Origin of the sequence: Geobacillus lituanicus, assembly GCF_050994965.1 — a bacterium.
GTDB classification, from domain to species: domain Bacteria; phylum Bacillota; class Bacilli; order Bacillales; family Anoxybacillaceae; genus Geobacillus; species Geobacillus stearothermophilus.
The window spans coordinates 2,987,393-3,010,920 of record NZ_CP194773.1 but is presented as its reverse complement, the minus strand read 5'-3'; the positions used below and the strand labels follow the sequence as shown (position 1 = coordinate 3,010,920).

Here is a 23,528-nt window from a genome sequence, read left to right as displayed (position 1 = left end):
TATTTATAATAATTATCAACTTATATATATTATAATATAAAAATCCGCTTGTGTGCAAATGAAATTTCGACAGCGAGAAAGAGCGGTTGTTGGAATTTGTCTAAAAATATAGACGAACAATTCAAGGAATGAATCCTGCTGCTGGCGAATAGGAGTCAATATTGTGTATGGCCATCATCTTGCTTCAGAAAGGATGCGATCGAACTTGATTGCGGCGAATCCGACGGATTTGGAAGTGTATTTGTTTCATGAAGGCAGCTTGCATAAAAGCTACGAGCTGTTTGGCGCCCACGTGATCGATGAGGGCGGAAGGGCCGCCACCCGCTTTTGCGTCTGGGCGCCGCATGCGCGCGACGTGCGCCTGGTCGGCAGCTTTAACGGCTGGGACGGGGCGAAGTTCCGCCTCACCAAAGTGAACGATGAAGGAGTATGGACGATCGTTGTCCCGGAAAACTTGGAAGGGCATTTGTATAAGTATGAGATCGTCACGCCGGATGGGCGGGTGCTGCTGAAAGCGGACCCGTACGCGTTTTGCTCCGAATTGCGCCCCCACACCGCCTCGATTGTCTACGATCTGAAAGGATACCAGTGGAACGATCAGTCTTGGCAGCGGAAGAAGCGGCGAAAGCGGATTTACGAGCAGCCGATGGTCATTTATGAGCTCCATTTCGGTTCGTGGAAGAAAAAGGAAGGTCGTTTTTTGACGTACCGTGAGATGGCCGATGAACTTATCCCGTACGTGCTAGAGCGTGGATTTACGCACATTGAGCTGCTTCCGCTTGTCGAGCATCCGCTCGACCGTTCGTGGGGGTATCAAGGGACCGGCTATTATGCGGTGACAAGCCGCTACGGTGCGCCGCATGATTTCATGTATTTCGTCGACCGCTGCCATCAGGCAGGAATCGGGGTCATTCTCGATTGGGTGCCGGGGCATTTTTGCAAGGACGCCCACGGGTTATATATATTTGACGGCGCCCCGACGTACGAATATGCGAACGAAAAAGACCGGGAAAATTACGTCTGGGGGACGGCGAATTTTGACTTAGGCAAACCGGAAGTGCGCAGTTTTCTCATCTCCAACGCCTTGTTTTGGCTCGAGTATTACCACGTCGACGGATTCCGCGTCGATGCGGTCGCGAACATGCTGTATTGGCCGAACAACGACCAGCTCTATGAAAACCCGTATGCGGTCGAGTTTTTGCGCAAGTTAAACGAAGCGGTGTTTGCCTATGACTCCAACGTCTTGATGATCGCTGAAGATTCGACCGATTGGCCGCGGGTGACGGCGCCGACGTATGACGGCGGGCTTGGCTTTAACTACAAGTGGAACATGGGCTGGATGAACGACATGCTGAAGTATATGGAAACGCCGCCGCATGAGCGGAAGCATGCACACAATCAAGTCACCTTTTCCCTCCTTTATGCGTATTCAGAAAATTTCATTTTGCCGTTTTCTCATGATGAAGTTGTGCATGGCAAAAAGTCGCTGCTCAACAAAATGCCGGGGTCGTACGAGGAGAAGTTCGCCCAGCTGCGGCTGTTGTACGGCTACATGATGGCCCACCCCGGGAAAAAGTTGTTGTTTATGGGCAACGAATTCGCCCAGTTTGACGAATGGAAGTTTGAGGGAGAGCTCGACTGGGTGCTGTTTGATTTTGACTTGCACCGGAAGATGGATGAGTATGTCAAGCAATTGATCGCCTGCTACAAGCGGTATAAGCCGTTTTACGAGCTCGACCACGACCCGCAGGGGTTTGAATGGATCGACGTTCATAATGCCGAACAAAGCATTTTCTCGTTCGTCCGCCGCGGGAAAAAAGACGGTGATCTGTTGGTAATTGTTTGCAATTTCACAAATCAAGCGTACGACGACTACAAAGTCGGCGTGCCGCTTTTGGCCCCGTATCGGGAAGTGCTGAACAGCGATGCGGTGGACTTTGGTGGATCAGGGCATGTCAATTCGAAGCGGCTTCCGGCGTTCAATGAACCGTTTCATGGAAAGCCGTACCATGTGCGCATGACGATTCCGCCATTTGGCATTTCAATCTTGCGCCCAGTGCAAAAACGAGAGGAGAGAAAGCAAAATGAAGAAGACGTGCATCGCCATGTTATTGGCCGGCGGGCAAGGAAGCCGGCTTCGCTCGCTGACGACAAACATCGCGAAACCGGCCGTGCCGTTCGGCGGGAAGTATCGGATCATTGATTTTACATTGAGCAACTGCACGAATTCCGGCATCGATACGGTCGGCGTGCTGACGCAGTACCAGCCGCTCTTTCTTCACTCGTACATCGGCATCGGAAGCGCGTGGGATTTGGACCGGCGAAACGGCGGGGTCACCGTCCTGCCGCCCTATTCCGTCTCGTCCGGCGTGAAATGGTATGAAGGCACCGCCAACGCGATTTATCAAAATATGAATTATATTGAACAGTACGACCCGGACTACGTGCTCGTGCTGTCTGGCGACCACATTTACAAAATGGACTATCGGCAGATGCTCGACTACCATATCGCCAAACAGGCCGATGTGACGATTTCCGTTATTGAAGTGCCATGGGAAGAAGCGAGCCGGTTTGGCATTATGAATACGAATGACGAGATGCAAATTGTCGAGTTTGCCGAAAAACCGGCGGAGCCAAAGAGCAATTTGGCGTCGATGGGCATTTACATTTTCAATTGGCCGCTGTTGAAAGAATACTTGAAAATCGACAACGCTGACCCGCATTCGTCGCACGATTTCGGCAAAGACATCATCCCGCTTTTGCTTCGCGAACGCAAGCGGTTGTTTGCCTACCCGTTCCAAGGCTACTGGAAAGATGTTGGCACGGTGAAAAGCTTGTGGGAAGCGAACATGGACTTGTTGGATGAGGACAACGAGCTCGACTTGTTCGACCGCTCATGGCGCATTTATTCCGTCAATCCGAATCAGCCGCCGCAATACATTTCCCAGGAGGCGGAAGTGGCGGACTCACTCGTCAATGAAGGGTGCGTCGTCGAAGGGACGGTCAAGCGTTCAGTGCTGTTTCAAGGCGTCCGTATCGGCAAAGGGGCGGTCGTGAAAGAATCGGTCATTATGCCAGGAACGACAGTCAGCGAAGGAGCGTATGTCGAGCGGGCGATCGTCACGCCGGATTGCGTCATCCCGACGCATGCCTCGATTGCCCCGGACGAAGACGGCGAGGTGGTGCTTGTGACCGCCGAATGGCTTGCGCAATGGAATGAGGAAACCGCGAGGAAGGATGAAGCGTGATGAACAACAAGATGTTAGGCGTCATTGACGCGACGATGTATATGGAGGCGTTAGCGCCGCTTATCGAACAGCGCTCGATCGCCGCGGTGCCGTTTGCCGGCCGGTATCGGCTCATTGATTTCGTGCTCTCAAGCATGGTTAACTCCGGCATTGAGAGTGTTGCGATTTTTTCGAAATATCAGTACCGTTCGCTCATGGACCATTTAGGGTCAGGGAAAAACTGGGACTTAAACCGAAAGCGGGACGGACTGTTTTTCTTCCCATCGCCGGATTTGCTGTTTTCCGGCGAGCGCCGCGTCGGGGCATTTGCCCACTTCGAGCAGCACATCGACTATTTTTTGCGGAGCCGGCAAAAATATGCCGTCATCGCGAACAGCTATACGGTGTGCAACATCGATTTTGCCGCCGTCTTGAAGCGCCATATCGAAAATGGCTGCGATGTGACCGAAATCCGTCATCGCGGTCGGTCGCTTGAGATGTATTTGCTAGACACGTCGCTGCTGCTTGATTTAATCGCCGATTACAAAAACCGCGGCTACCGAAGCATCGTCGACGTCGTCCGCGATGACCGCCATTCACTGTCGATTTGCGATTACGAATACACGGGGTATGCGGCGGTCATCGATTCGGTGGGACAATATTTCCGCTCAAGCATGGAACTATTGGATCGGAACGTCTGGGAACAACTCTTTCTCGCGGAGCGGCCGATTTATACGAAAGTGAAAGACGAGCCGCCGACGAAGTACGGGCGGGAAGGGATCGTAAAGCGCTCGATGATCGCCAACGGCTGCGTCATTGACGGGACGGTGGAAAACAGCGTCTTGTTCCGCTCTGTGAAGATCGGCAAAGGAGCGGTCGTGAAAAACAGCATTATTATGCAAAAGTGCCAAATCGGCGACGGCTGCGTCCTCGATGGCGTCATTATCGATAAAGACGCCAAGGTCGAACCGGGCGTGGTGTTGAAAGGAACGGCTGATCAACCGTTTGTCGTCCGCAAAGGAACGGTGCAGGGGGAGGTCGCCAGCCGATGAACGTGCTATTTGCCGTTTCCGAATGCGCCCCGTTCGCCAAATCGGGGGGATTGGCCGACGTTGCCGGCGCGCTGCCGAAAGAGCTGCGCCGGCTCGGCGTTGACGCCCGTGTCATGCTGCCGAAATATGAGACGATCGCCCGCGAATGGAAAGAGAAGATGAACAAAACGGCGGAGTTCACCGTGCCGGTCGGGTGGCGCCGCCAATATGCCGGCGTGGAGGAGCTCGAGCACGACGGGGTCATCTATTACTTCATCGACAACGAGTATTACTTCAAACGGCCGCAGCTGTACGGCCATGATGACGACGGCGAGCGGTTTTCTTATTTTTGCCGGGCGGTGCTGGACGCGCTGCCGGAGATCGGGTTTCAGCCCGACATCATTCATTGCCATGACTGGCACACCGGCATGATTCCATTTTTGCTGCGCGAGCAATACCACCATGATCCGTTTTATGCGGATATCCGCACGATGTTTACGATTCACAACTTGCAGTTTCAAGGGCTGTTTCCGCGCGGGATTTTAGAGGATTTGTTGAATTTGGACGGACGGTATTTTACTGTCGACCAGCTCGAGTTTTACGGAAGCGTCAGCTTTATGAAAGGGGCGCTTGTCGCCTCCGATTTGATCACGACGGTCAGCCCGACGTACAAAGAAGAGATTCAAACCGCCTATTACGGCGAGCGGTTGGACGGCTTGCTGCGGGCGCGGCGGGCCGATTTGCTCGGCATCTTAAACGGCATTGACGACGAGTTTTACAACCCGCAAACCGATCCGTTTTTGGCGGCGACCTATAGCGTACATACGCGGGAAAGAAAAAAACTCAACAAGCGCGCTTTGCAGCGGCGGTTCGGTCTGCCAGAGCGGGATGATGCGCCCATCGTCGCCATGGTGACGCGAATGACGGCGCAAAAAGGGCTCGATTTGGTGACGTGCGTCTTTCATGACCTCATGCAGGAAGACATGCAGCTCGTCGTGCTCGGCACCGGGGATTGGCGCTTTGAACAGTTTTTCTCGCAAATGGCGGCGGCCTATCCGGACAAAGTCGGGGTGTACATCGGCTTTCACGAACCGCTCGCCCATCAAATCTATGCGGGCGCGGACTTGTTTTTAATGCCGTCGTTGTTTGAACCGTGCGGGCTGAGCCAAATGATCGCGCTTCGGTATGGGACGATTCCGATCGTTCGGGAAACGGGCGGGCTGAACGATACGGTGCAATCGTACAATGAATTCACAGGAGAAGGGAACGGGTTCAGCTTTACGAACTTTAACGCCCACGACATGTTGTACACGATCCGCCGGGCGCTGTCGTTTTACCGCCAGCCGTCTGTCTGGGAGCGGCTCATGGAGCGGGCGATGCGCGGCGATTACAGCTGGCGCCGGTCGGCGAGGGAGTATCGAAAAGCGTACGAACAGCTGAACAAAAAGGGGGAAGACGCGCTTGTTCGCGGATAAAGAAACGTTTCAACGGGCGTTTGTGACGCGGGTCGAGGAGTTGTGCGGCAAACCGTTTGCGGAGTCGACGGCGCGCGATCATTATCATGTCCTTGGCCATATGGTGCGCGAACATATCAGCCGCCATTGGATCGCGACGAACGAGCGCTGCCGGGCGGAGCGGCGGAAGCAAGTGTATTATTTGTCGATTGAGTTTTTGTTGGGTCGCCTGCTCGGCAACAATTTGTTAAACCTCGGCGTCCGCTCGGTCGTCGAGGAAGGATTGCGCGAGCTCGGCATTCGCCTCGAAGATGTCGAGGAATGTGAGGCGGACGCCGGGCTTGGCAACGGCGGGCTGGGGCGGCTCGCCGCCTGTTTTCTTGACTCGCTCGCCACATTGAATTTGCCGGGCCACGGGCACGGCATCCGCTACAAGCATGGGCTGTTTGACCAAAAGATCGTCGACGGTTATCAAGTCGAACTGCCGGAGCAATGGCTGCGAAACGGGAACGTTTGGGAAATCCGGAAAGAAGAGCTGGCGGTCGAAGTCCGGTTTTGTGGGCGGGTTGAGGTGTCGGAGCAAAACGGCCGCCTTGTCTTCCGCCATGTCGACAGCGAAAACGTGATGGCGGTGCCGTACGACGTGCCGGTCATCGGCTACGGGACGAACACGGTCAACACGCTCCGGCTTTGGAGCGCCGAACCGGCGAAGACCTTCCCGCTCCATAAAGATGTCATGCAATACAAACGGGAGACCGAAGCCATTTCCGAGTTTTTGTACCCGGACGATACGCATGACGAAGGAAAAATTTTGCGGCTGAAGCAGCAGTATTTTCTCGTCGCCGCCAGCCTCGGCAGCATCACTCGCGCCCATCGCCGCCAGCACGGGAGCTTGCGCCGCCTCCATGAATATGTCGCCATTCATATCAACGACACGCACCCCGCGCTTGCGATTCCGGAGTTGATGCGCATTTTGCTCGATGAGGAAGGGATGAGCTGGGAAGAGGCTTGGCACATTACGACCCATACGATCGCGTACACGAATCATACGACTCTGGCGGAAGCGCTCGAGAAATGGCCGATTCGTCTGTTTCAGCCGCTGTTGCCGCGCATTTATATGATCGTCGATGAAATCAACGAACGGTTTTGCCGCGAGCTGTGGGAACGCTACCCTGGCGATTGGGGGCGGATTGAACAAATGGCCATCATCGCCCACGGAATGGTGAAAATGGCTCACTTGGCCGTCGTGGCAAGCCATAGCGTCAACGGCGTGGCGAAACTGCATACCGACATTTTGAAACAGCGGGAAATGCGCCTGTTTTACGAATGGGCGCCGCACAAGTTCAACAATAAGACGAACGGCGTGACGCACCGGCGCTGGCTCTTAAAAGCCAACCCCGAGCTGTCGGCGTTGATTACGGAAACGATTGGTCCGCGCTGGATCCGCGAGCCGGAAGCATTGATTGAGCTGAAGTCTTATGCTTCCGATCCGGCGTTTCAGCAGGCGTTGGCTGCGGTCAAACAGCAGCGGAAGGCGAGGCTCGCCGCCCGCATTTACGAAAAAACCGGGATTCTTGTTGACGAATCGTCCATTTTTGACGTGCAAGTGAAGCGGCTGCACGCTTATAAACGGCAGTTGTTAAACGTTTTGCACATCATGCATTTGTACAATCGGCTGAAGGAGGATGCACACTTCTCGATTCACCCGCGCACGTTTATCTTCGGGGCGAAGGCGTCGCCGGGCTATTACTACGCCAAGAGGATTATCAAGCTGATCCATTCGGTCGCCGAGAAGGTGAACAACGACAAACGGGTCCATGACCAGTTGAAAGTCATTTTTTTGGAAAACTACCGTGTGTCGCTCGCCGAAGAGATCATCCCGGCCGCCGATGTGAGCGAGCAAATCTCAACCGCCAGCAAAGAAGCGTCCGGGACGGGCAATATGAAGTTTATGATGAACGGGGCGATCACGCTTGGCACACTTGATGGGGCGAACGTCGAAATCGCGGAAGCGGTCGGGAAAGAAAACATGTTTTTGTTCGGGCTGACGGCTGAGGAAGTGCTCAACTACTATGAGCACGGCGGCTACCGGGCGCACGAGTATTACCATCACGACAAGCGGATCAAGCAAGTCGTCGACCAGCTTGTCAACGGCTTTTTCCCGGATGCCGGCGATTACTTTGAACCGATTTACGATTCGCTTTTGACGCAAAATGATGAATATTTTGTGCTGCGCGACTTTGCCGCCTACGCCGAAGCGCATGAGCAGGTGGAAGACGCTTACCGCGATCCGGCGCGCTGGTGGCGGATGAGCGCCGTCAACATCGCCCACTCCGGCTACTTTGCCAGCGATCGGACCGTCGCGGAATACGCGGCTGAGATTTGGGGCATTTCGCCGTCGATGTAAAGCCCGGCGGGAAACAGGCGCCCCTAAAGACGAGCGCGGCCGCTTCGAATCATCCCAGAGGCGCAAACGACCAGCCGCTCGCCATCACGAACTTGTTTTTGGCATGATGAACCTTTTCCGTCTGAGCCGGTCTGAACGATCGATTCCGCCGTTTCCAAACGCCGGGCTTGGGACGGTTTCCTGTGCGGAGGCAAAACAGCGGCCAAGGAGCGACGGCTTGCAGCGGAAAGAGGTCGGATGTATGACTGTTGCCGGACTGCGGCGGCAACGGCATAAACGGAACGGGGCCGCCCTGTTGGAACGCCCCGTTTCGCGTTGGTGGAACCGGCCGGCGTTCGGTTTGAACGCCTGATTTTGTTTCAATCGTCGCCGTCTAGCCAATCGCCGATGCTGCCAAGGATGCTGCCTTCGCCGACCGACCGTCCGCCGGCGCTCGGAGCGGCGGCAAGCACGCGGTCAGCGAGCCGGCTGAACGGGAGCGACTGCACCCACACCGCCCCGGGGCCGGTGACGGTCGCCAAAAACAACCCTTCCCCGCTGAAAAAGGCGGTTTTGATGTTGCCGACGTATTCAATATCGTAGTCGACGTCCTTCGTCATGGCGACAAGGCAACCGGTGTCAATGCGCAGCTTTTCCCCCGGTTGCAGTTCGCGGCGTTGGATCGTCCCGCCCGCGTGCAAAAAGGCGAGGCCGTCGCCTTCCAGCTTTTGCATAATAAACCCTTCCCCGCCGAAAAAGCCGGCCCCGAGCTTGCGTTGAAACTCAATGCCGACGGAAACCCCTTTGGCGGCGCATAAAAACGAGTCTTTTTGGCAGATGAGTTTCTCGCCCAGTTCGCTCAAGTCGACCGGAATGATTTTTCCCGGATACGGAGCGGCAAAGGCGACGCGGCGCTTGCCGCTGCCTTGATTTGTAAACACGGTCATGAACAGACTTTCCCCGGTGAGCAGCCGTTTCCCGGCGCCGACGAGGCGGCCGAGCAGTCCTTTTCCGGCTGAGGAGCCGTCGCCAAAGACCGTTTCCATCGCGATGTCGTCTTCCATCATCATCATGGCGCCCGCTTCCGCAATGACGCTTTCGCGTGGATCGAGTTCGATCTCGACAAACTGCATGTCATCACCGTACAGCCGGTAATCGATCTCATGTGCGTTCATCATTTCGCCTCCATTCGGATCATATGACGTTCTGCTCTGTACTACGGAAAACGGCATCGGCCCGTTTCACAAAAAAGACCATCTTGCCGATGGCCTTTTTCATGGAGTTGTTTCCCCAAAATGCTGCTGGGACAGTCTTTCATCGTACCGGCGGTAGCTGTCTGTCGATGTATACGGGTCTTTTTCATACGCCGGCAAATCGCCGATGTTTGACATGATGCCTTCGTCATCCAATATGTTTTCCAGCAGCTCATGCTCCCGCGTCGGGTACACACGTACGTGTCTGCCATGCAAATCGACGGCCGCGAAATTTTCCAAGTCTTCGACATAGCCGACGTTCTCTTCCGACTCGGCATACACTTCGCTGTAGGAATCGACGTTTTTGCCAAGGTCCGAAGGGGTGTCCGATGAACCGTAGCGGGCGACTTCCTGCCAAGCGTCTTCGGCGTCATAGGCGACCGATTCGTCGCGGTCGTCAAAATCGAATTTGCCAAACGGCGGCATGAGTACCCCTTCTTCGAGTGGCCGCTTTTGCGACACCGTTTGATCCGGGCTGTGCTCGCGGCAGTAGAGTGTTGTCGGCAGCGCCTCGAGCCGTTCGTATGGGATCGGGCGGCCGCATACGCGGCACGTTCCGTATGTGCCGTCGGCGATGGCGCCAAGCGCCCGTTCAATCTCGCGAACTTCGCGCTCGGCATGCTCCTTTAGGGCGAGATCTTTTTCCCGCTCATACAGCTCTGTCGCCTCATCGGCCGGATGGTTGTCGTAGCTCGCCAGCTCACCGACCGCATCGTGGGCGTGGCTGCGGATCATGCCGAAATGGTCGTTTTGATTCAGCCGGTCTTCCGTCTCCCGTTTCATGTCGAGCAGTCTTGAGCGGAGGGCGGCAAGCTGTTCGTTCGTCAGCATCAGTCGCAATCCCTTCCTTCGCAGTAGCGTCTATATGGTGTAGTATGGGCGAAAATCAAAAAAAAACACGGCCGTTTCGACCGTGTTTACAGCCATTGGCCGAAAAGCAAGCCGATGGCGAGCAAAAAGCCAAATTGTGTATTCGTTTGCGCTGTGGCTTTCATCGCCGGCATCATCTCCGCCGGTTTCGTTTTACCGATGAATCCGCGCGCCGCGGCCGCTGCTTTTGGCGCGCTCAGCAAGGCGAGCATCGCCCAAAACGGCACGATGCCCAACAGCACAAGCGCCACCGTCCAAAGAAACGCGGCGGCAAACATCATGGCAAGCACGCGGATCGCCCAGTCGCGGCCGATTAAAATGGCGAGCGTTTTTCGTCCTTTTTCGCGGTCGCCGTCCAAGTCGCGAATGTTGTTGGCCAGCAAAATGGCGCCGATGAAAATGGCGACCGGGACCGCCACGAGCACCGCTTCTTTGCTCACGCCGCCTGTTTGGATGAAAAATGAAATCAAAATGATGACAAAGCCCATAAAAAACCCAGCCGCCAGTTCGCCAAACGGCGTATAGGCGATCGGAACCGGCCCTCCGGTGTAAAAGTAGCCGGCCGCCATGCAGACCGTTCCGACAAGCGCGAGCCACCAACTGCTTTGCGCGCAAATGTAGACGCCGATGAGCATCGCTGCCCCAAAGCAGGCAAACGCCAACGCCAGCACCGTTTTCGGCTTCAGGCCGTCACGGACGATGGCGCCGCCGATGCCGACCGATTCCGGCGAGTCAAGGCCGCGCTTGTAATCGTAATATTCGTTAAACATATTCGTCGCCGCCTGAATCAACAACGAGGCGGCCATCATGGCGACAAACAACAGCCAATTGACAGACGTTTCGCCCATCGCCAGCACCGTGCCGACGCAGACTGGCACAAACGCCGCTGTCAGCGTATGCGGACGCGTCAGCCGCCAAAAGACGCGCCAGTCGCGGCGCGCCGGCGGTCGGTGGCCGATATGTGTGACTGGTTGCATATCCATTCCCCTTATATTCCTTGAAAATAGGATCAGTTTCCGCTCAAAATAAGTGTAGGAAAACGTTTTAGGCGTGTCAACCCTTTCTGATAGATAAATGATTTCCTATTATATATAATGGATAATGGGAAGCAGGGGATGGAGAGGGAATTTTACGAAAGAAAGCGTGAGGATCGTGGCGATTGGATTTCAACATACACTCCAACAACAACTGCACGAATTGGCGGTGCGGGCGGCGCGGCCGTTTGTCAGCTGGACGGAATCGTTGGAAGGCGTCGATCCGGTTTCTTTTTTTATGCAAGGGCCGTCTTGCGGATTCCGCGAACGGTTTTTTTGGTCGGACCGAAGCGGCGGCACCATCTTGGTCGGCCTCGGCTCGGTGCATGCAATTGAGACGGGGGAAAAGGACGGGCGGTTTCGCGAGGTCGATGCGCGCCGCCGGCAGTGGGCCAGCCAAATCGAGCGGCATGGCGACACGGATGCGCCGCCGCTGCTGTTCGGCGGGTTTTCCTTTGATCCGCACCGGACGCCGACGGACGTATGGCGCGGGTTTTCAGCCGGAAAACTGATCGCGCCGGCTGTGCTTCTTTCGATGCGGAACGGGCAGGCGAAGCTGACCGTCACGCTGCCTGCCGGCGGTGGGGGGCGGGAAATCGAGCAGGTCGGCCGGCTGCTTGGGCGAATCGCTGCACCGCCGCTTCCGGCCCCCCTTCCCGCGCTCGTCGCGGCTCGGGAAGCAGACAGCGGACGGTGGATGGAGGCGGTCCGACAGGCGATCGCTTCGATTCGCGCCGGGGTGCTTGACAAAGTCGTGCTCGCCCGCGCCCGGCAGTTGACATTTGCCGGAACGATCGATGCTGGCTCCGTATTGGCCCGGCTTCGCGAGCAGCAGCCGTTTGCCTACTTGTTTGCCTTTGAACAAGACGGCCGCTGTTTAATCGGGGCATCGCCGGAGCAGCTCGTCCAAAAAGAGGGGGAGACGTGCCGTTCGATTTGCCTGGCGGGATCGGCGCGCCGCGGGGCGACGGTCGAAGAAGACGAACGGCTCGGCGCCTGGCTGCTTTCCGACCGGAAAAACCGCCAAGAACATCAATTTGTGGTGCGCATGATCAGCCGCTTGTTCGCCGAGGTGTGCGAGGCGGTCGAGATGCCGGACGGGCCGCAGCTTCTCAAGCTTCCTCATATTCAGCACTTATGCACGCCGGTTGTCGGCCGCGGCTGCCGGGAGCCGTCCGTGTTGCGTCTGGTGGAACGGATGCATCCGACGCCGGCGCTCGGCGGGACGCCGCGCGAACGAGCGATGGAAACGATTCGCGCCCTCGAGCCGCTCGAGCGCGGGTGGTACGCCGCTCCGATCGGCTGGGTGGACGCTTATGGTGACGGGGAATGGGCGGTCGCCATTCGGTCGGCTTTGCTTGCTGGCAGTCAAGCGTTCTTGTTTGCTGGCTGCGGCATCGTCGCCGACTCCGATCCGCAAAGCGAGTACGAGGAGACGAACGTGAAAATGGCGCCGATGTTATCGGCGTTAGGAGTGATGCACCATGACTAAGGCGTTGTCGTTGTATGTAGCCGCTTTCGTCGATGGGCTTGTGCAAGCCGGGGTGGCGGAGGCGGTCATCAGCCCCGGATCGCGCTCAACGCCGCTGGCGATGGCGATCGCCGGGAACCCCGCCCTCCGCTTTTCGATGCACATTGACGAGCGGTCAGCCGCCTTTTTCGCCCTTGGCATGGCGAAAGCGAAGCGGCGGCCGGTCGCATTGGTGTGCACCTCGGGCACGGCGGCGGCCAATTACTTGCCGGCGCTCGTCGAGGCCCACTATTCGCGCGTGCCGCTCGTCGTGCTGACGGCGGACCGGCCGCATGAACTGCGCGATGTCGGCGCGCCGCAGGCGATCGATCAGCTTCATTTATACGGCCGCTATGCAAAATGGTTTGTCGATTTGGCGCTGCCGGAAGAAGCGGAAGGGATGCTTCGCTATGCGCAGGCGATGGCGGCAAGGGCTGTTGGAGCGGCCACTGCTACGCCGGCCGGGCCGGTGCATGTCAATTTGCCGTTCCGCGAGCCGCTTGTTCCGGAAATTGACGATGGCGTCTGGGAGCGCGTGCAGGCGCTTAAAGGGGTGCCGCGTGTGGTGAACGGCCAGCCGACGGTTTCTGATGAAAGCGCGGCCGGCCTGTATAAAGAGCTCGCCGCGGCTCAACGCGGGCTGATCATCTGCGGGCCGCTCGACCGGCCCGGTTTCGCCGAGGCGGTCACCGCGCTCGCGCGGGCGCTCGATGTTCCGATTCTCGCCGATCCGCTGTCGCAGTTGCGCGCCGGCGCGCACGACAAAACGTATGTCATTGACAGCTATGACGCGATTTTAAAAGACGAGGCAATCGCGTCCAAGCTTGTGCCCGATGTCGTGCTCCGCTTCGGCGCCATGCCGGTGTCCAAGCCGCTGTTGTTATGGCTGAAGCGGCATCGCTCGATCCGCCAAATCGTCGTCGATGACGGTGGCTGGCGCGACCCGACGCTGTCGGCCGCCTGCATGGTGCAAAGCGACGAAACAGCGTTGTGCCGGCAGCTGTTGCGTGTGGCCGAACCGAAAGCGGCCTCAAGCCCCTGGTCGGCGGCATGGCGGGAAATGAACGACATCGCCCGCACCGTGTTGCAGCAGCACTTGCCAGAAACCGAATGGTTTGAAGGGAAGGTGTTCGTCGAGCTTGCCGAATTGTTGCCGCCGGACGCGTTGCTGTATATCGGCAACAGCATGCCAATCCGCGACGCCGATACGTTTTTCTGGTCGACGGACAAGCCGCTTCGCGTTTTGGCCAACCGCGGCGCCAACGGCATTGACGGAGTCGTCTCGAGCGCCTTGGGCGCAAGCGTTGCCGCGAACCCGCTTGTGCTGGTGATCGGCGACTTGTCGTTTTACCACGATGTAAATGGCTTGTTGGCGGCGAAGATGCATTCGTTGTCAGCTACCATTGTGTTGTTGAACAACAACGGCGGCGGCATTTTCTCGTTTTTGCCGCAGGCGCGCCATAAAGGGGCGTTTGAAACGCTGTTTGGCACGCCGACGGATTTGTCGTTTGCCCACGCCGTCGAGATGTACGGCGGCCGCCATACGGTGCCGCACAATTGGGCGGAGTTCCGCCGCCATGTATCGGAATCGCTGTCGTCAGGCGGGCTTCATGTCATTGAAGTGCGCACGTCGCGCGCGGAAAATGTCCAAATGCATCGTTTTTTGTGGGAACGTGTTTCCCAGGAAATCGCGAAATTTCTCGAACATAAAGGAATGGTTTGATGTGGAGCTGAATGGGGTTCGTTACCATGTGGAACAATATGGCGAAGGGGAGCCGCTTTTATTGTTGCACGGGTTTACCGGCAGCGCGGACACATGGCGGCCGCTCCACCCGTTTTGGCGGAGGTTCCGCCTGATTGCGGCGGACTTGCTTGGGCACGGGCGGACGGAAGCGCCAAAGGACGCCCGGCGGTATCGGATCGAACGCGCCGCCGCCGACTTGGCGGCGTTGCTTGATAAGCTTGGCGTCGAGAAAGCGAACGTGGTCGGCTACTCGATGGGCGGCCGGCTCGCGTTGGCGTTCGCCGTTTGGCATCCGCGCCGCGTTCGCCGCTTAGTGCTGGAAAGCAGTTCGCCCGGCTTGGAGACAGAGGAGGAGCGGCGCGCGCGGCGGGAAGCGGATGAGGCGTTGGCGCGAAAAATCGAAACGGAAGGCGTCCGTGCTTTTGTCGATGATTGGGAAAAAATCCCGCTGTTTGCCACTCAGCAGACGCTCCCGGATCCGGTGCGAGCGGCGATTCGCCGCGAGCGGCTCCGCCATACGGCAACGGGGCTTGCCAACAGTTTGCGCGGGATGGGGACCGGCGTGCAGCCGTCGTTTTGGGAACGGCTTGGCGAACTTGCCATGCCTGTGCTCCTTGTTTGTGGGGAGCGCGATGAGAAGTTTTGCCGCATCGCCGCCCAAATGCACGAGCGGCTGCCCAACAGCGAACTTATCTGTGTAAAAGGAGCCGGACATGCAATTCACGTGGAACAGCCCGGCATTTTTGTTAAAATAGTAAGTGAATTCATGACAAAGGGGGAAGTGTAAATGCCGTTTGAATGGGTGAAGCAGTACGACTATGAGGATATTATTTACGAAACGTACAACGGCATCGCCAAAATTACGATCAACCGTCCGGAAGTACATAACGCGTTTCGGCCGAAAACGGTGAACGAGATGATCGATGCGTTTACGAAAGCGCGCGATGATTCGAATATCGGCGTCATCATTTTGACCGGCGCCGGCGGCAAGGCGTTTTGCTCGGGCGGGGACCAAAAAGTGCGCGGCCATGGCGGCTATGTCGGCGAGGATGAAATTCCGCGCCTCAATGTGCTTGATTTGCAACGGCTCATTCGCGTCATTCCGAAACCGGTCATCGCGATGGTCGCTGGCTATGCCATCGGCGGCGGCCATGTGCTCCACGTCGTCTGCGACTTGACGATTGCGGCCGACAACGCGATTTTCGGCCAAACGGGGCCAAAGGTCGGCAGTTTTGACGGCGGTTATGGGGCCGGCTATTTGGCGCGCATCGTCGGCCATAAAAAAGCGCGGGAAATTTGGTATTTGTGCCGCCAGTACAATGCCCAAGAAGCGCTCGAGATGGGGCTTGTGAACAAAGTCGTGCCGCTCGAGCAGCTGGAAGAAGAAACGGTCAAATGGGCGCAAGAAATTTTGGAGAAAAGCCCGACCGCCATTCGCTTCTTAAAAGCGGCGTTCAACGCCGATTCCGACGGCTTGGCCGGCATCCAACAGCTCGCCGGCGACGCGACGCTTCTCTTCTACACGACCGAAGAGGCGAAGGAAGGAATGCGGGCGTTCAAAGAAAAACGGAAGCCGGACTTCGGCCAGTTCCCGCGTTTCCCGTGATGAGAACGAAGAAGCAGCTTGATGGCGCGTCAAGCTGCTTTTCGCATCTCGCTGCCAGCGGGGCACATAAGGAAGGAACAACCTCGCCCCCGGAACAGGACGTTTCCACAGCGGCGGGTGTTTTTTGGCGGGAGCGGCGGCGCCTTGTGCGATGGGCCGGCACGCCAAACGGCCGAAAGGAGGAGAACGCATGACCACAATGCCAAACTGGCTGAAGCAGCGGGCGTTTTTAACCCCGGAGCGAATCGCCGTGAGCGACGGGCGGCGGACAAAAACGTTTGCCGAATTGTATGAAGCGGCTGCCGTCTGGGCGCGGCGCCTCGCTCAAGCAGGCGTCAAGGAAGGAGATATTGTCGCCTTGCTGATGAAAAATCGCATCGAGATGATCGAGATCATCCATGCGTTGTTTTTTCTCGGCGCGCGCGCCTTGCTGCAAAACGTGCGTCTCACGTCTTATGAGCTCGGCTGGCAGCTCGATGACAGCGGCGCGCGCCTTGTCATTGCCGATGAGGAACTGGCCGGGCGCCTTGGCGGCGACGGGCGGGTGATGACGACGAGCGCGCTCGCCGCGCTTCCGGAAGTGGACGTCTCCTTAAAAGAAACGTGCGATTTGGAGGAAGTCGCCACGATCATGTATACGTCCGGAACGACCGGCACCCCGAAAGGCGTGCTGCAAACGTACGGCAACCATTGGTGGAGCGCGGTCGGTTCGGCGCTCAATTTAGGCTTGCATGAGCGCGACTGCTGGCTGGCCGCCGTGCCGCTGTTTCATATCAGCGGCCTGTCGATCGCCATGCGCAGCGTCATTTATGGCATGCCGATGTACATTCAGCCGTCATTTGACCCAAAGGAAGCGAACGCCTTGATTATGAACGGAACGGTGACGATCATGTCGGTGGTAGCCGCCATGCTGCAACGGATGGTGGCGGAGCTTGGGGAAGCGCGCTATCCTGATACGTTTCGCTGCATGCTGCTTGGCGGCGGGCCGGCGCCGCGCCCGCTGCTTGAGGCATGCAAAGAAAAGGGCATCCCGGTGTACCAGACATACGGGATGACGGAAACGGCGTCGCAAATCGCAACACTCGCGCCGGAATACAGTTTGACGAAGCTCGGTTCGGCCGGCAAGCCGCTTTTTCCGGCGGAGCTTTGCATCCTAAAAGACGGAAAGCCGGCTGCGCCGCATGAAGCGGGGGAAATTGTCGTCAAAGGGCCGAATGTGACAAAAGGATATTGGCAACGCCCGGAAGCGACGGCGCAAGCGATCCGCGGCGGCTGGTTTTACACCGGGGATATCGGCTATGTCGACGAAGACGGGTTTTTGTACGTGCTCGACCGCCGCTCCGATCTCATTATTTCCGGCGGGGAAAACGTCTATCCGGCCGAAATCGAAGCGGTGCTGCTGTCGCACCCCGATGTCGAAGAAGCCGGCGTGACCGGCATCGACGATGACACATGGGGGCAAGTGCCGTGTGCCTTTGTAGTGCTGAAAAAAGGCGCTGCGGCTGATGAGCATGGGCTGAAGCAGTTTTGCCGCGAGCGGCTCGCCAAATACAAAGTGCCGGCGCGCATTTATTTCGTCGACGCGCTGCCGCGCAATGCGGCGCAAAAACTATTGCGCCGCGAATTGAAAACGTTGATTCCGGAAGCAGAAAAGCGAGCGTCCCGTCTTTAAGCAGGGCGCTTGCTTCGTCTGTTTGCCCGCCTTACACGTCATCATCCGTCCATCCGATCTCAGCCGCTCGATAAGCGACAAGCCGTTTCAAATCCGGCGGCAGCGTCTCGAACGAACCGAATTCGTACTCCCACAAATTGGCGAACGAGTCGATGCAACGTGGGGACGCCATCGGGCGAGTCCGCTTCATTTCCTTTTGGAACGCTTGAATGAGACTGGCGCGCTTGTCCACCGTCATCCCCCTCTAACGATGCAAGCGCCGCCCGCAACACCGGGCAGCGCTTTATTTGCTGAATCGTTACGCTTCATTGGAAGGAGTAAACGTTTTGCAGTCCGTTTCCGACGAATCAGACGCCATGTTTCCGGCATGGCTGACCACATAAATGGACTCCGCACTGCAACGGTTCCCTTCCGCCCAATAATGGCAGTTGCGCACTTCGCAAAGAACATCTTTCGCCATGGTCATCCCCCTTGTCGTGATGAAATCGCCCGCGTCTATAGTTTGACGCATTTGCAGGCATTTTATCCATCTCTAATCGAGAAGACTCCCGCTTGGGATCAACGGAAGCAGGGGCAATCGACAGCTTCCATCATGGTTGTTCTCCCACGCCTCCCCAAATATAAAAGAAGGATTTCGTGCAGAAATGGCGTTTCCTTCTTTACCATCGTTGAAGCGGGGGCTCATCGTCCAAAAAATGATGAAAATATCTCTTGTTATAATTGACATAGAAAATCATTCTCAATTAAAATAAAAAAGAAAGAAGCGAGCAAAGGAGGTTTTCGTGATGGCATCACTGCTTGTTGTCGGAGCCGATCATTTAGGCCATATTACCGATAAATTGGAGCGTTCCGGATTCCGGGAAATCATTCATCTCAATGGACGAAAAGTGAATATGGTGAAACGCGACATTCCGGAGCATGTCGACGCCATATTGGTCATGATCGATTACGTGAACCATAATTTGGCGAAGAAAGTGAAAGAGAAGGCGAAAAGCAAAGACAAGCCTATTTATTTTGCGAAACGGTCATGGAGCTCGATAAACGCTGTATTGGAGCAGCTGGGAAAACATGCATGAACAAACAGGAGGCGAGCCATGGTGCCTATCCATCACGAGACGTTGGATGTCTGGCCGTATGCGTTGCGCCGGTTTCTTCGCCGCGTCATTCAAGCGTATTGCGACACCGCCCCTTCGCTGCGGTCGCCGCTTTGCTTGCTCCGGTTGATTGATCAGCACCGTTCGCTCCTTCCTTTGTCGATGTTTCCGACGCCGTTGCATTACGGACTTGTGCTGGCCAAGGTGACGGATCATTTGCTGCAGTTTTTCGGTTCGATGGAAGAGGCGGCATGCAAGCCGCTGCTGCTGGCGGACGGCGGATTGGGCGAAGAAGCGGATCGGGAGTTGTACATCGTTTACCGCGACCGGGTTCGTGTGCTGCTGTGGTGTGAGGAAGAGGAAGCCATTCGGCGATGCAAAGAAACGGCGTCGTCCTTATGCCGCAAAACAATCGGACGTTGTCCGAACGAACTGGAATGCTGCTTTTTATGGACGGGCGGACGCCGCATTGAGTGGATTCCGGCTTAAGGGAAGGAGAAGAGGCATGAAAAGCGTCTTTCTCGGGCGGAATGTGATGGAACGGATTCCGGCTTGAATGAAGGGGATCGCCGGCGTATAATGAAATAGATTGAAAATGAAAATCGTTATTTTTAAATAAAATGGGGGAGCAAGTCATGAAACGCATGCCTTGGAAAGTCATGGCCACGTCGGCGGTGGCCTCGCTGCTTTTGGCGTCCGGCTGTTCCGCCGTCGGGGAGAAAGAGAACGGCCGTTCAGCGGAAGCGCCGCGCCTGCACGTGCCGGTGGCGGACGATCATTTTGATACGGCCGGCAATATGTTTGCCTACTCGGAATTTGAACTTTCGGGCGAACCGCTCGCTGAAGGGCTCGGGCTTGATTTGGACACCCTTGACGCGAGAAAGCCGGATGAGCCGACGAAATTTGACTATACGGCCGGCATCGAGTCATACGAGTATTCCGAAGAAGCCATGTATGAGGTGACGGAAAAGTCAGGGCTCGGGCTCCATCTCATCAACGGCCCGATCGCCAAGCAACGGGCCGAACAGCGGCATAAGCCAGCCGATGAAGCACTCGCCGACCGTTTTTATGAGCTTGCGGACAGCGTCGGCTATCCGCGCGAGGAAATTTTCCGCAACATGTTCCCGACCTTCATCGAGTACGCCGGCGGCGATCCGCATTATGCGCAAAAGGTTGACACGGACGTGTACGCGGAAAATGACGACGGTACATACGTTCCCGTCTATCAAGTCGATTTCCAATCGCTTCGCTGGGATCGCGGAAAAATGGACAAAGTGCTCACGCCATCGGCTTACGGCGGTGTCTTTTTGAAGCAAGCGCTTTGGGCCGGCGACTTTTTGGGGAATTTTCATCAAAAAGACAGCGATGAAGAGGTGGAGGCGAAAACGCCAAACGACGATCAAAGCGGGAACGTCGCTCTTGGCGTCAGCTCCGCCGACGGGATGCAAGGGATGATTTTGACGGAACAAATATGGAACAAGCTGGCTTTTATCCGTGACCATTTATTTTATGATGCGAAGCAACAGGCGTTGACGAAGGCAGCCGGCAGCCGTTACGACCCAAGCGGAGGATTCGTCTATTTGCCGCACGCGGTGGAAGTGGCTGAAAGGGGAAGCAAGCTGGCGCCGGATGCCGCGAAGTTGGTCGTCAAAGATCCCCGCAGCTTGCTTGAGGACCAATGGCTCATGCTATGGCCGGCGGCGGAGTTTTTCGGCATGACCGACCAACGGCCGGAAAACAAAAATCAAAACCCCGCGTTTTTGGCCGTGTTTGACGGAAAACCGTTCCCGAAAGCGGCAAAAGAAAATGTGGATGCCGATCCAGCCAACGACCGCGTGGCCGACGACCCGTATTCCGTCAACCGCGACGTGCTGCTGCAAGTGTTTCGCAACATCGATGCCATGCATTTCAATGAAAAAGCGGGCGCGTTTGTGACCGAACATGACGGGCGAACGCAAGGAAATCGGGTCGATACGTTCCAAGCCGGCTATACAATGGAAGCGCTCCGCATCTTCGAACGGGCGATTGACGGGATGCCGGTCGGCTATGCGAGCGGAGAGAGCGCCAAAGGGCTTGGCACGCCGGAAGGAAAGCGGGCGCTTGAGCTCATCCGCCGGCAAGCGGATTTTATCATGCACAACTTGATGCGAAAAGACGGGCTTGTCGCCAACGGCTATACGATCGGCCAAGGGCCGGATCAAGACGAGCCGACGCTTCTTGCCCAGCTTGGTGCGATCCGCGGGCTTACGGCGGCGTTTTTGGCGACGAAAGACGAAGCGTACCGCGATGCGGCGCGCCTTGTTTATGAGGCGATGGACCGCCATTTTTGGGATCAAAAATGGCACGTGTACCATACGGGAGAAACAGAGGATAAGTACACCCCGTGGCTCGCCGGCGCGTTGTCGGGGGTGTTCCGCGTGGCGCTGCAAAACTTGAACAACGACCAAGCGGATGAGACGGCGAAATCCCTTGACCGCGAAACGATCATCTCCCGCTACGTCGACTTTTACGACCGAATCGTCGATGGCCCGACGCTTCAGGAAGGGATGCAGGCAAGTGAGTTTTGGGATACGGGAGATGTCTACATCAAAGGGAAAAAATTGGGCAACACTGACCGCGACCATGTGCCGCAAGTGCAGGCGGCCGGCGGCCCATACGGCGTGGCGCCGGTGTTGCGGACGGTCAAGGTCAATGTTGGATCCGGCAACAAATAACAGAAAGAAAGCGGCGAATACGACTGAGATTCGCTGCTTTTCTTTGTAAAATGGAGGATGGTTATCATTTTCGTGAAAAAACGGGGGAATATTGAAATGCGAAAATGGTGGTTCGCCGCGGCGATCGCCGCGCTGTTGGCCGGCTGTCAAGACGAAAAGGCATGGCATGAGCAGCCGAAAGTGGTCAGACACGCCCCAGCGCACGGCGACAACATCGCCGTAAGCAGCGACGGGCGCTATGTCTACACCGCCAACATCGATGTGGATACAGTGACAATCATCAACGCGAAAACCAAAACGAAGGAAGCGGAAATTCCCGTCGGCCGCGAACCGCGCCAGCTGGCGCTCAGCCCGGATGGACGGACGCTGTATGTTTCCTGCATGTACGATGATGAAGTGGACGTTGTATCGCTTGACAAGCGGACAGTCGTTGACCGTTGGAAAACGGGGATCGAGCCGTTCGGCATCGTCACCAGTCCAGATGGGGAGGAAGTATATGTCGCCAACTACCGCTCGGGCACGGTCTCGGTGTTTGACGCTGAGAGCGGGAAGCGGACCAAAGACATCCAAGCGGGCGATCGGCCGCGGGCGCTGGCGCTGACAGCGGACGGAAGGAAGCTGTACGTGACGCAATATTTGGCGGCTAAAGTTACCGTGATTGACACAAAGAAACGGCGGGCGGTCAAGGAAATCGCCCTCGCCCCGTCGCCGGATAAAGCCGATCGAAAAAAGAGCCAAGGCATTCCGAACACGCTTGAGCAAATCGTCATCGCCCCGGACGGCAAAAAAGCGTATATTCCGCACTTATTGACGAACATCGATACGCCGATCCAATTTGAGGAAACGGTGTTTCCGGCCATCTCGGTCATTGATGTGACGAACGACGTTGAGTTGCCGGACGAGCGGAAAGAGCTGTTTGCCGCGATCAATGTCACTGATGTTCATAACGAGACGATCATCGTCTCCAATCCGTACGATGTGGCGTTTTCCCCGGACGGCGGCAAAGCGTACGCGGTCATGTCTGGAAGCGAGGATCTCGTCGTCTTTGACTTGCGCCGCGGCGGCAAGGCGACGCAAATTTTGCGACGCATCCAAGGCAACAATCCGCGCGGGATCGCGATTTCGCCGGATGGGAAGACGCTTTACGTCCACAACGCCATGAGCCATGATTTGGCCGTGATCAAAACCGGAGGAAAAAGCCCATATGCGAAAGCGAAGCAGGAGAGCAGCACGATCCGCCTCATTGCGAAAGATTCGCTCTCCCCGCTCGTGCGTGAAGGAAAAACGATCTTTTACAGCGCCAACAGCGACGAGTTTGCCATCAACATTACAGGAAACAATTGGATGAGCTGCGCTTCGTGCCATAGCGACGGCGACATCAACGGCTTGACGCTCATGACGGCGAAAGGGCCGCGCAACGTGCCGAGCAATATTTTGACGACGAAAACCGGGCTGTTTATGTGGGATGGTTCGCGCGACGATTTTACCGACTACATTCATACGGTGCAAGGCGAGATGGGCGGCATGACGGCGATCGACCCGTCCAAGCCGCTGCCGCCGAACGTCCAGCATATGTTTGACGCCATTCTCGCCTACTTGAACGACCCGCGTTCGTTCCCCGTGCCGAAAAGCCCGTATCGAAAGGCGGACGGCAGCTTGACGGCGGAAGCGAAGGAAGGGGAGCGCCTGTTTAACTTCCCTCCGAAAGAAGTCTCCTACTTCTAAACGTGAAGGTGCGCCAGCACCAGTGAAAGTGGGAGATGAATTTCGGTTGGCGTTAGCCAACGAATATGATAGAATATGGCTAGAACGGACACCTTCGGAACGAAGGGAAGCGTAAAGGGTTCTTGTGTGTGGCTTACTGTTCAGCGAACACACACAAGTCGCTTGAAGCCCCCACCTCTAAGCGAAGCGTAGGTGGTGGGTAGTTCAC

Annotated in this window: 18 protein-coding genes and 1 pseudogene; 14 read left to right on the top strand and 5 right to left on the bottom strand. The window is 56.6% G+C overall.

The features are described 5' to 3' along the window. The first annotated feature begins 193 nt into the window (after window positions 1-193). From glgB to ACR1UW_RS15345, 5 genes are read left to right on the top strand one after another with little or no spacing between them, the layout of a single operon-like run. Complete coding sequence (glgB, locus tag ACR1UW_RS15365) at window positions 194-2,203, top strand: 1,4-alpha-glucan branching enzyme (protein ID WP_498935330.1); 2,010 nt, start codon at window positions 194-196, stop codon at window positions 2,201-2,203. Beyond that, entirely contained in the window at window positions 2,085-3,248 is a 1,164-nt protein-coding gene (locus ACR1UW_RS15360) for a glucose-1-phosphate adenylyltransferase (RefSeq protein ID WP_237420754.1), read from the top strand. Before glgB ends, ACR1UW_RS15360 begins: the two co-directional genes overlap by 119 nt. Beyond that, window positions 3,248-4,279, top strand: coding sequence for a GlgC family sugar phosphate nucleotidyltransferase (locus ACR1UW_RS15355; RefSeq protein WP_100659625.1), 1,032 nt, complete (start codon window positions 3,248-3,250; stop codon window positions 4,277-4,279). The genes ACR1UW_RS15360 and ACR1UW_RS15355 overlap by 1 nt, the downstream gene beginning before the upstream one ends. Continuing rightward, the gene (gene glgA / locus ACR1UW_RS15350; RefSeq protein WP_498933984.1) at window positions 4,276-5,733 is read left to right on the top strand and encodes a glycogen synthase GlgA; all 1,458 of its coding nucleotides are present in this window, start codon (window positions 4,276-4,278) and stop codon (window positions 5,731-5,733) included. The genes ACR1UW_RS15355 and glgA overlap by 4 nt, the downstream gene beginning before the upstream one ends. Continuing rightward, complete coding sequence (locus ACR1UW_RS15345) at window positions 5,720-8,119, top strand: glycogen/starch/alpha-glucan phosphorylase (protein ID WP_498933982.1); 2,400 nt, start codon at window positions 5,720-5,722, stop codon at window positions 8,117-8,119. Before glgA ends, ACR1UW_RS15345 begins: the two co-directional genes overlap by 14 nt. A gap of 359 nt (window positions 8,120-8,478) precedes the next feature. Here the strand turns inward: ACR1UW_RS15345 and ACR1UW_RS15340 are convergent, their stop codons facing one another. The 3 genes from ACR1UW_RS15340 to ACR1UW_RS15330 all read right to left on the bottom strand — a co-directional run bounded on the left by ACR1UW_RS15340 (window position 8,479) and on the right by ACR1UW_RS15330 (window position 11,198). Then, window positions 8,479-9,273, bottom strand: coding sequence for a TIGR00266 family protein (locus ACR1UW_RS15340; protein ID WP_498933980.1), 795 nt, complete (start codon window positions 9,271-9,273; stop codon window positions 8,479-8,481). 99 nt (window positions 9,274-9,372) lie between these two features. Then, window positions 9,373-10,182: a yteA family sporulation protein gene (locus ACR1UW_RS15335; protein WP_498933978.1), complete on the bottom strand. Its 810-nt coding sequence runs from the start codon at window positions 10,180-10,182 to the stop codon at window positions 9,373-9,375. Between the two features lie 86 nt (window positions 10,183-10,268). Further along, entirely contained in the window at window positions 10,269-11,198 is a 930-nt protein-coding gene (locus ACR1UW_RS15330) for a 1,4-dihydroxy-2-naphthoate polyprenyltransferase (RefSeq protein ID WP_498933976.1), read from the bottom strand. Window positions 11,199-11,373: 175 nt separating this feature from the next. Between ACR1UW_RS15330 and ACR1UW_RS15325 the strand changes: the two genes are divergently transcribed. The 5 genes from ACR1UW_RS15325 to ACR1UW_RS15305 all read left to right on the top strand — a co-directional run bounded on the left by ACR1UW_RS15325 (window position 11,374) and on the right by ACR1UW_RS15305 (window position 17,787). Next, on the top strand, window positions 11,374-12,747 hold the full coding sequence (locus ACR1UW_RS15325) for an isochorismate synthase (RefSeq protein WP_498933974.1): 1,374 nt from the start codon (window positions 11,374-11,376) through the stop codon (window positions 12,745-12,747). Continuing rightward, window positions 12,740-14,488, top strand: a complete 1,749-nt coding sequence (menD, locus tag ACR1UW_RS15320; protein ID WP_498933973.1) for a 2-succinyl-5-enolpyruvyl-6-hydroxy-3-cyclohexene-1-carboxylic-acid synthase — start codon at window positions 12,740-12,742, stop codon at window positions 14,486-14,488. Before ACR1UW_RS15325 ends, menD begins: the two co-directional genes overlap by 8 nt. Before the next feature lies 1 nt (window position 14,489). Continuing rightward, window positions 14,490-15,296, top strand: coding sequence for a 2-succinyl-6-hydroxy-2,4-cyclohexadiene-1-carboxylate synthase (menH, locus tag ACR1UW_RS15315; protein WP_498933971.1), 807 nt, complete (start codon window positions 14,490-14,492; stop codon window positions 15,294-15,296). Then, entirely contained in the window at window positions 15,297-16,115 is an 819-nt protein-coding gene (gene menB / locus ACR1UW_RS15310; RefSeq protein WP_033009854.1) for a 1,4-dihydroxy-2-naphthoyl-CoA synthase, read from the top strand. Window positions 16,116-16,305: 190 nt separating this feature from the next. Further along, complete coding sequence (locus tag ACR1UW_RS15305; RefSeq protein ID WP_498933968.1) at window positions 16,306-17,787, top strand: o-succinylbenzoate--CoA ligase; 1,482 nt, start codon at window positions 16,306-16,308, stop codon at window positions 17,785-17,787. A 31-nt stretch (window positions 17,788-17,818) separates the two neighbouring features. Here ACR1UW_RS15305 and ACR1UW_RS15300 read toward each other — a convergent pair whose 3' ends face one another. After that, window positions 17,819-18,019 (bottom strand): hypothetical protein, encoded by a 201-nt coding sequence (locus ACR1UW_RS15300; protein ID WP_033014606.1) that lies wholly within the window; start codon window positions 18,017-18,019, stop codon window positions 17,819-17,821. A gap of 66 nt (window positions 18,020-18,085) precedes the next feature. After that, window positions 18,086-18,247: a DUF1540 domain-containing protein gene (locus tag ACR1UW_RS15295; protein ID WP_064502500.1), complete on the bottom strand. Its 162-nt coding sequence runs from the start codon at window positions 18,245-18,247 to the stop codon at window positions 18,086-18,088. A 325-nt stretch (window positions 18,248-18,572) separates the two neighbouring features. Here ACR1UW_RS15295 and ACR1UW_RS15290 point away from each other — a divergent pair, with 325 nt between their 5' ends. The 4 genes and pseudogenes from ACR1UW_RS15290 to ACR1UW_RS15275 all read left to right on the top strand — a co-directional run. Next, window positions 18,573-18,863: a DUF2325 domain-containing protein gene (locus ACR1UW_RS15290; RefSeq protein ID WP_013144398.1), complete on the top strand. Its 291-nt coding sequence runs from the start codon at window positions 18,573-18,575 to the stop codon at window positions 18,861-18,863. Between the two features lie 18 nt (window positions 18,864-18,881). Beyond that, window positions 18,882-19,370 carry a hypothetical protein gene (locus ACR1UW_RS15285; protein WP_013524470.1) on the top strand — a complete coding sequence of 163 codons (489 nt, stop codon included), beginning with the start codon at window positions 18,882-18,884 and terminating at the stop codon, window positions 19,368-19,370. A 146-nt stretch (window positions 19,371-19,516) separates the two neighbouring features. Beyond that, window positions 19,517-21,595: a hypothetical protein gene (locus ACR1UW_RS15280; RefSeq protein WP_498933965.1), complete on the top strand. Its 2,079-nt coding sequence runs from the start codon at window positions 19,517-19,519 to the stop codon at window positions 21,593-21,595. A gap of 96 nt (window positions 21,596-21,691) precedes the next feature. Continuing rightward, window positions 21,692-23,290: pseudogene (locus ACR1UW_RS15275) on the top strand (beta-propeller fold lactonase family protein); the annotation flags it as partial. Window positions 23,291-23,528 lie beyond the last annotated feature (238 nt).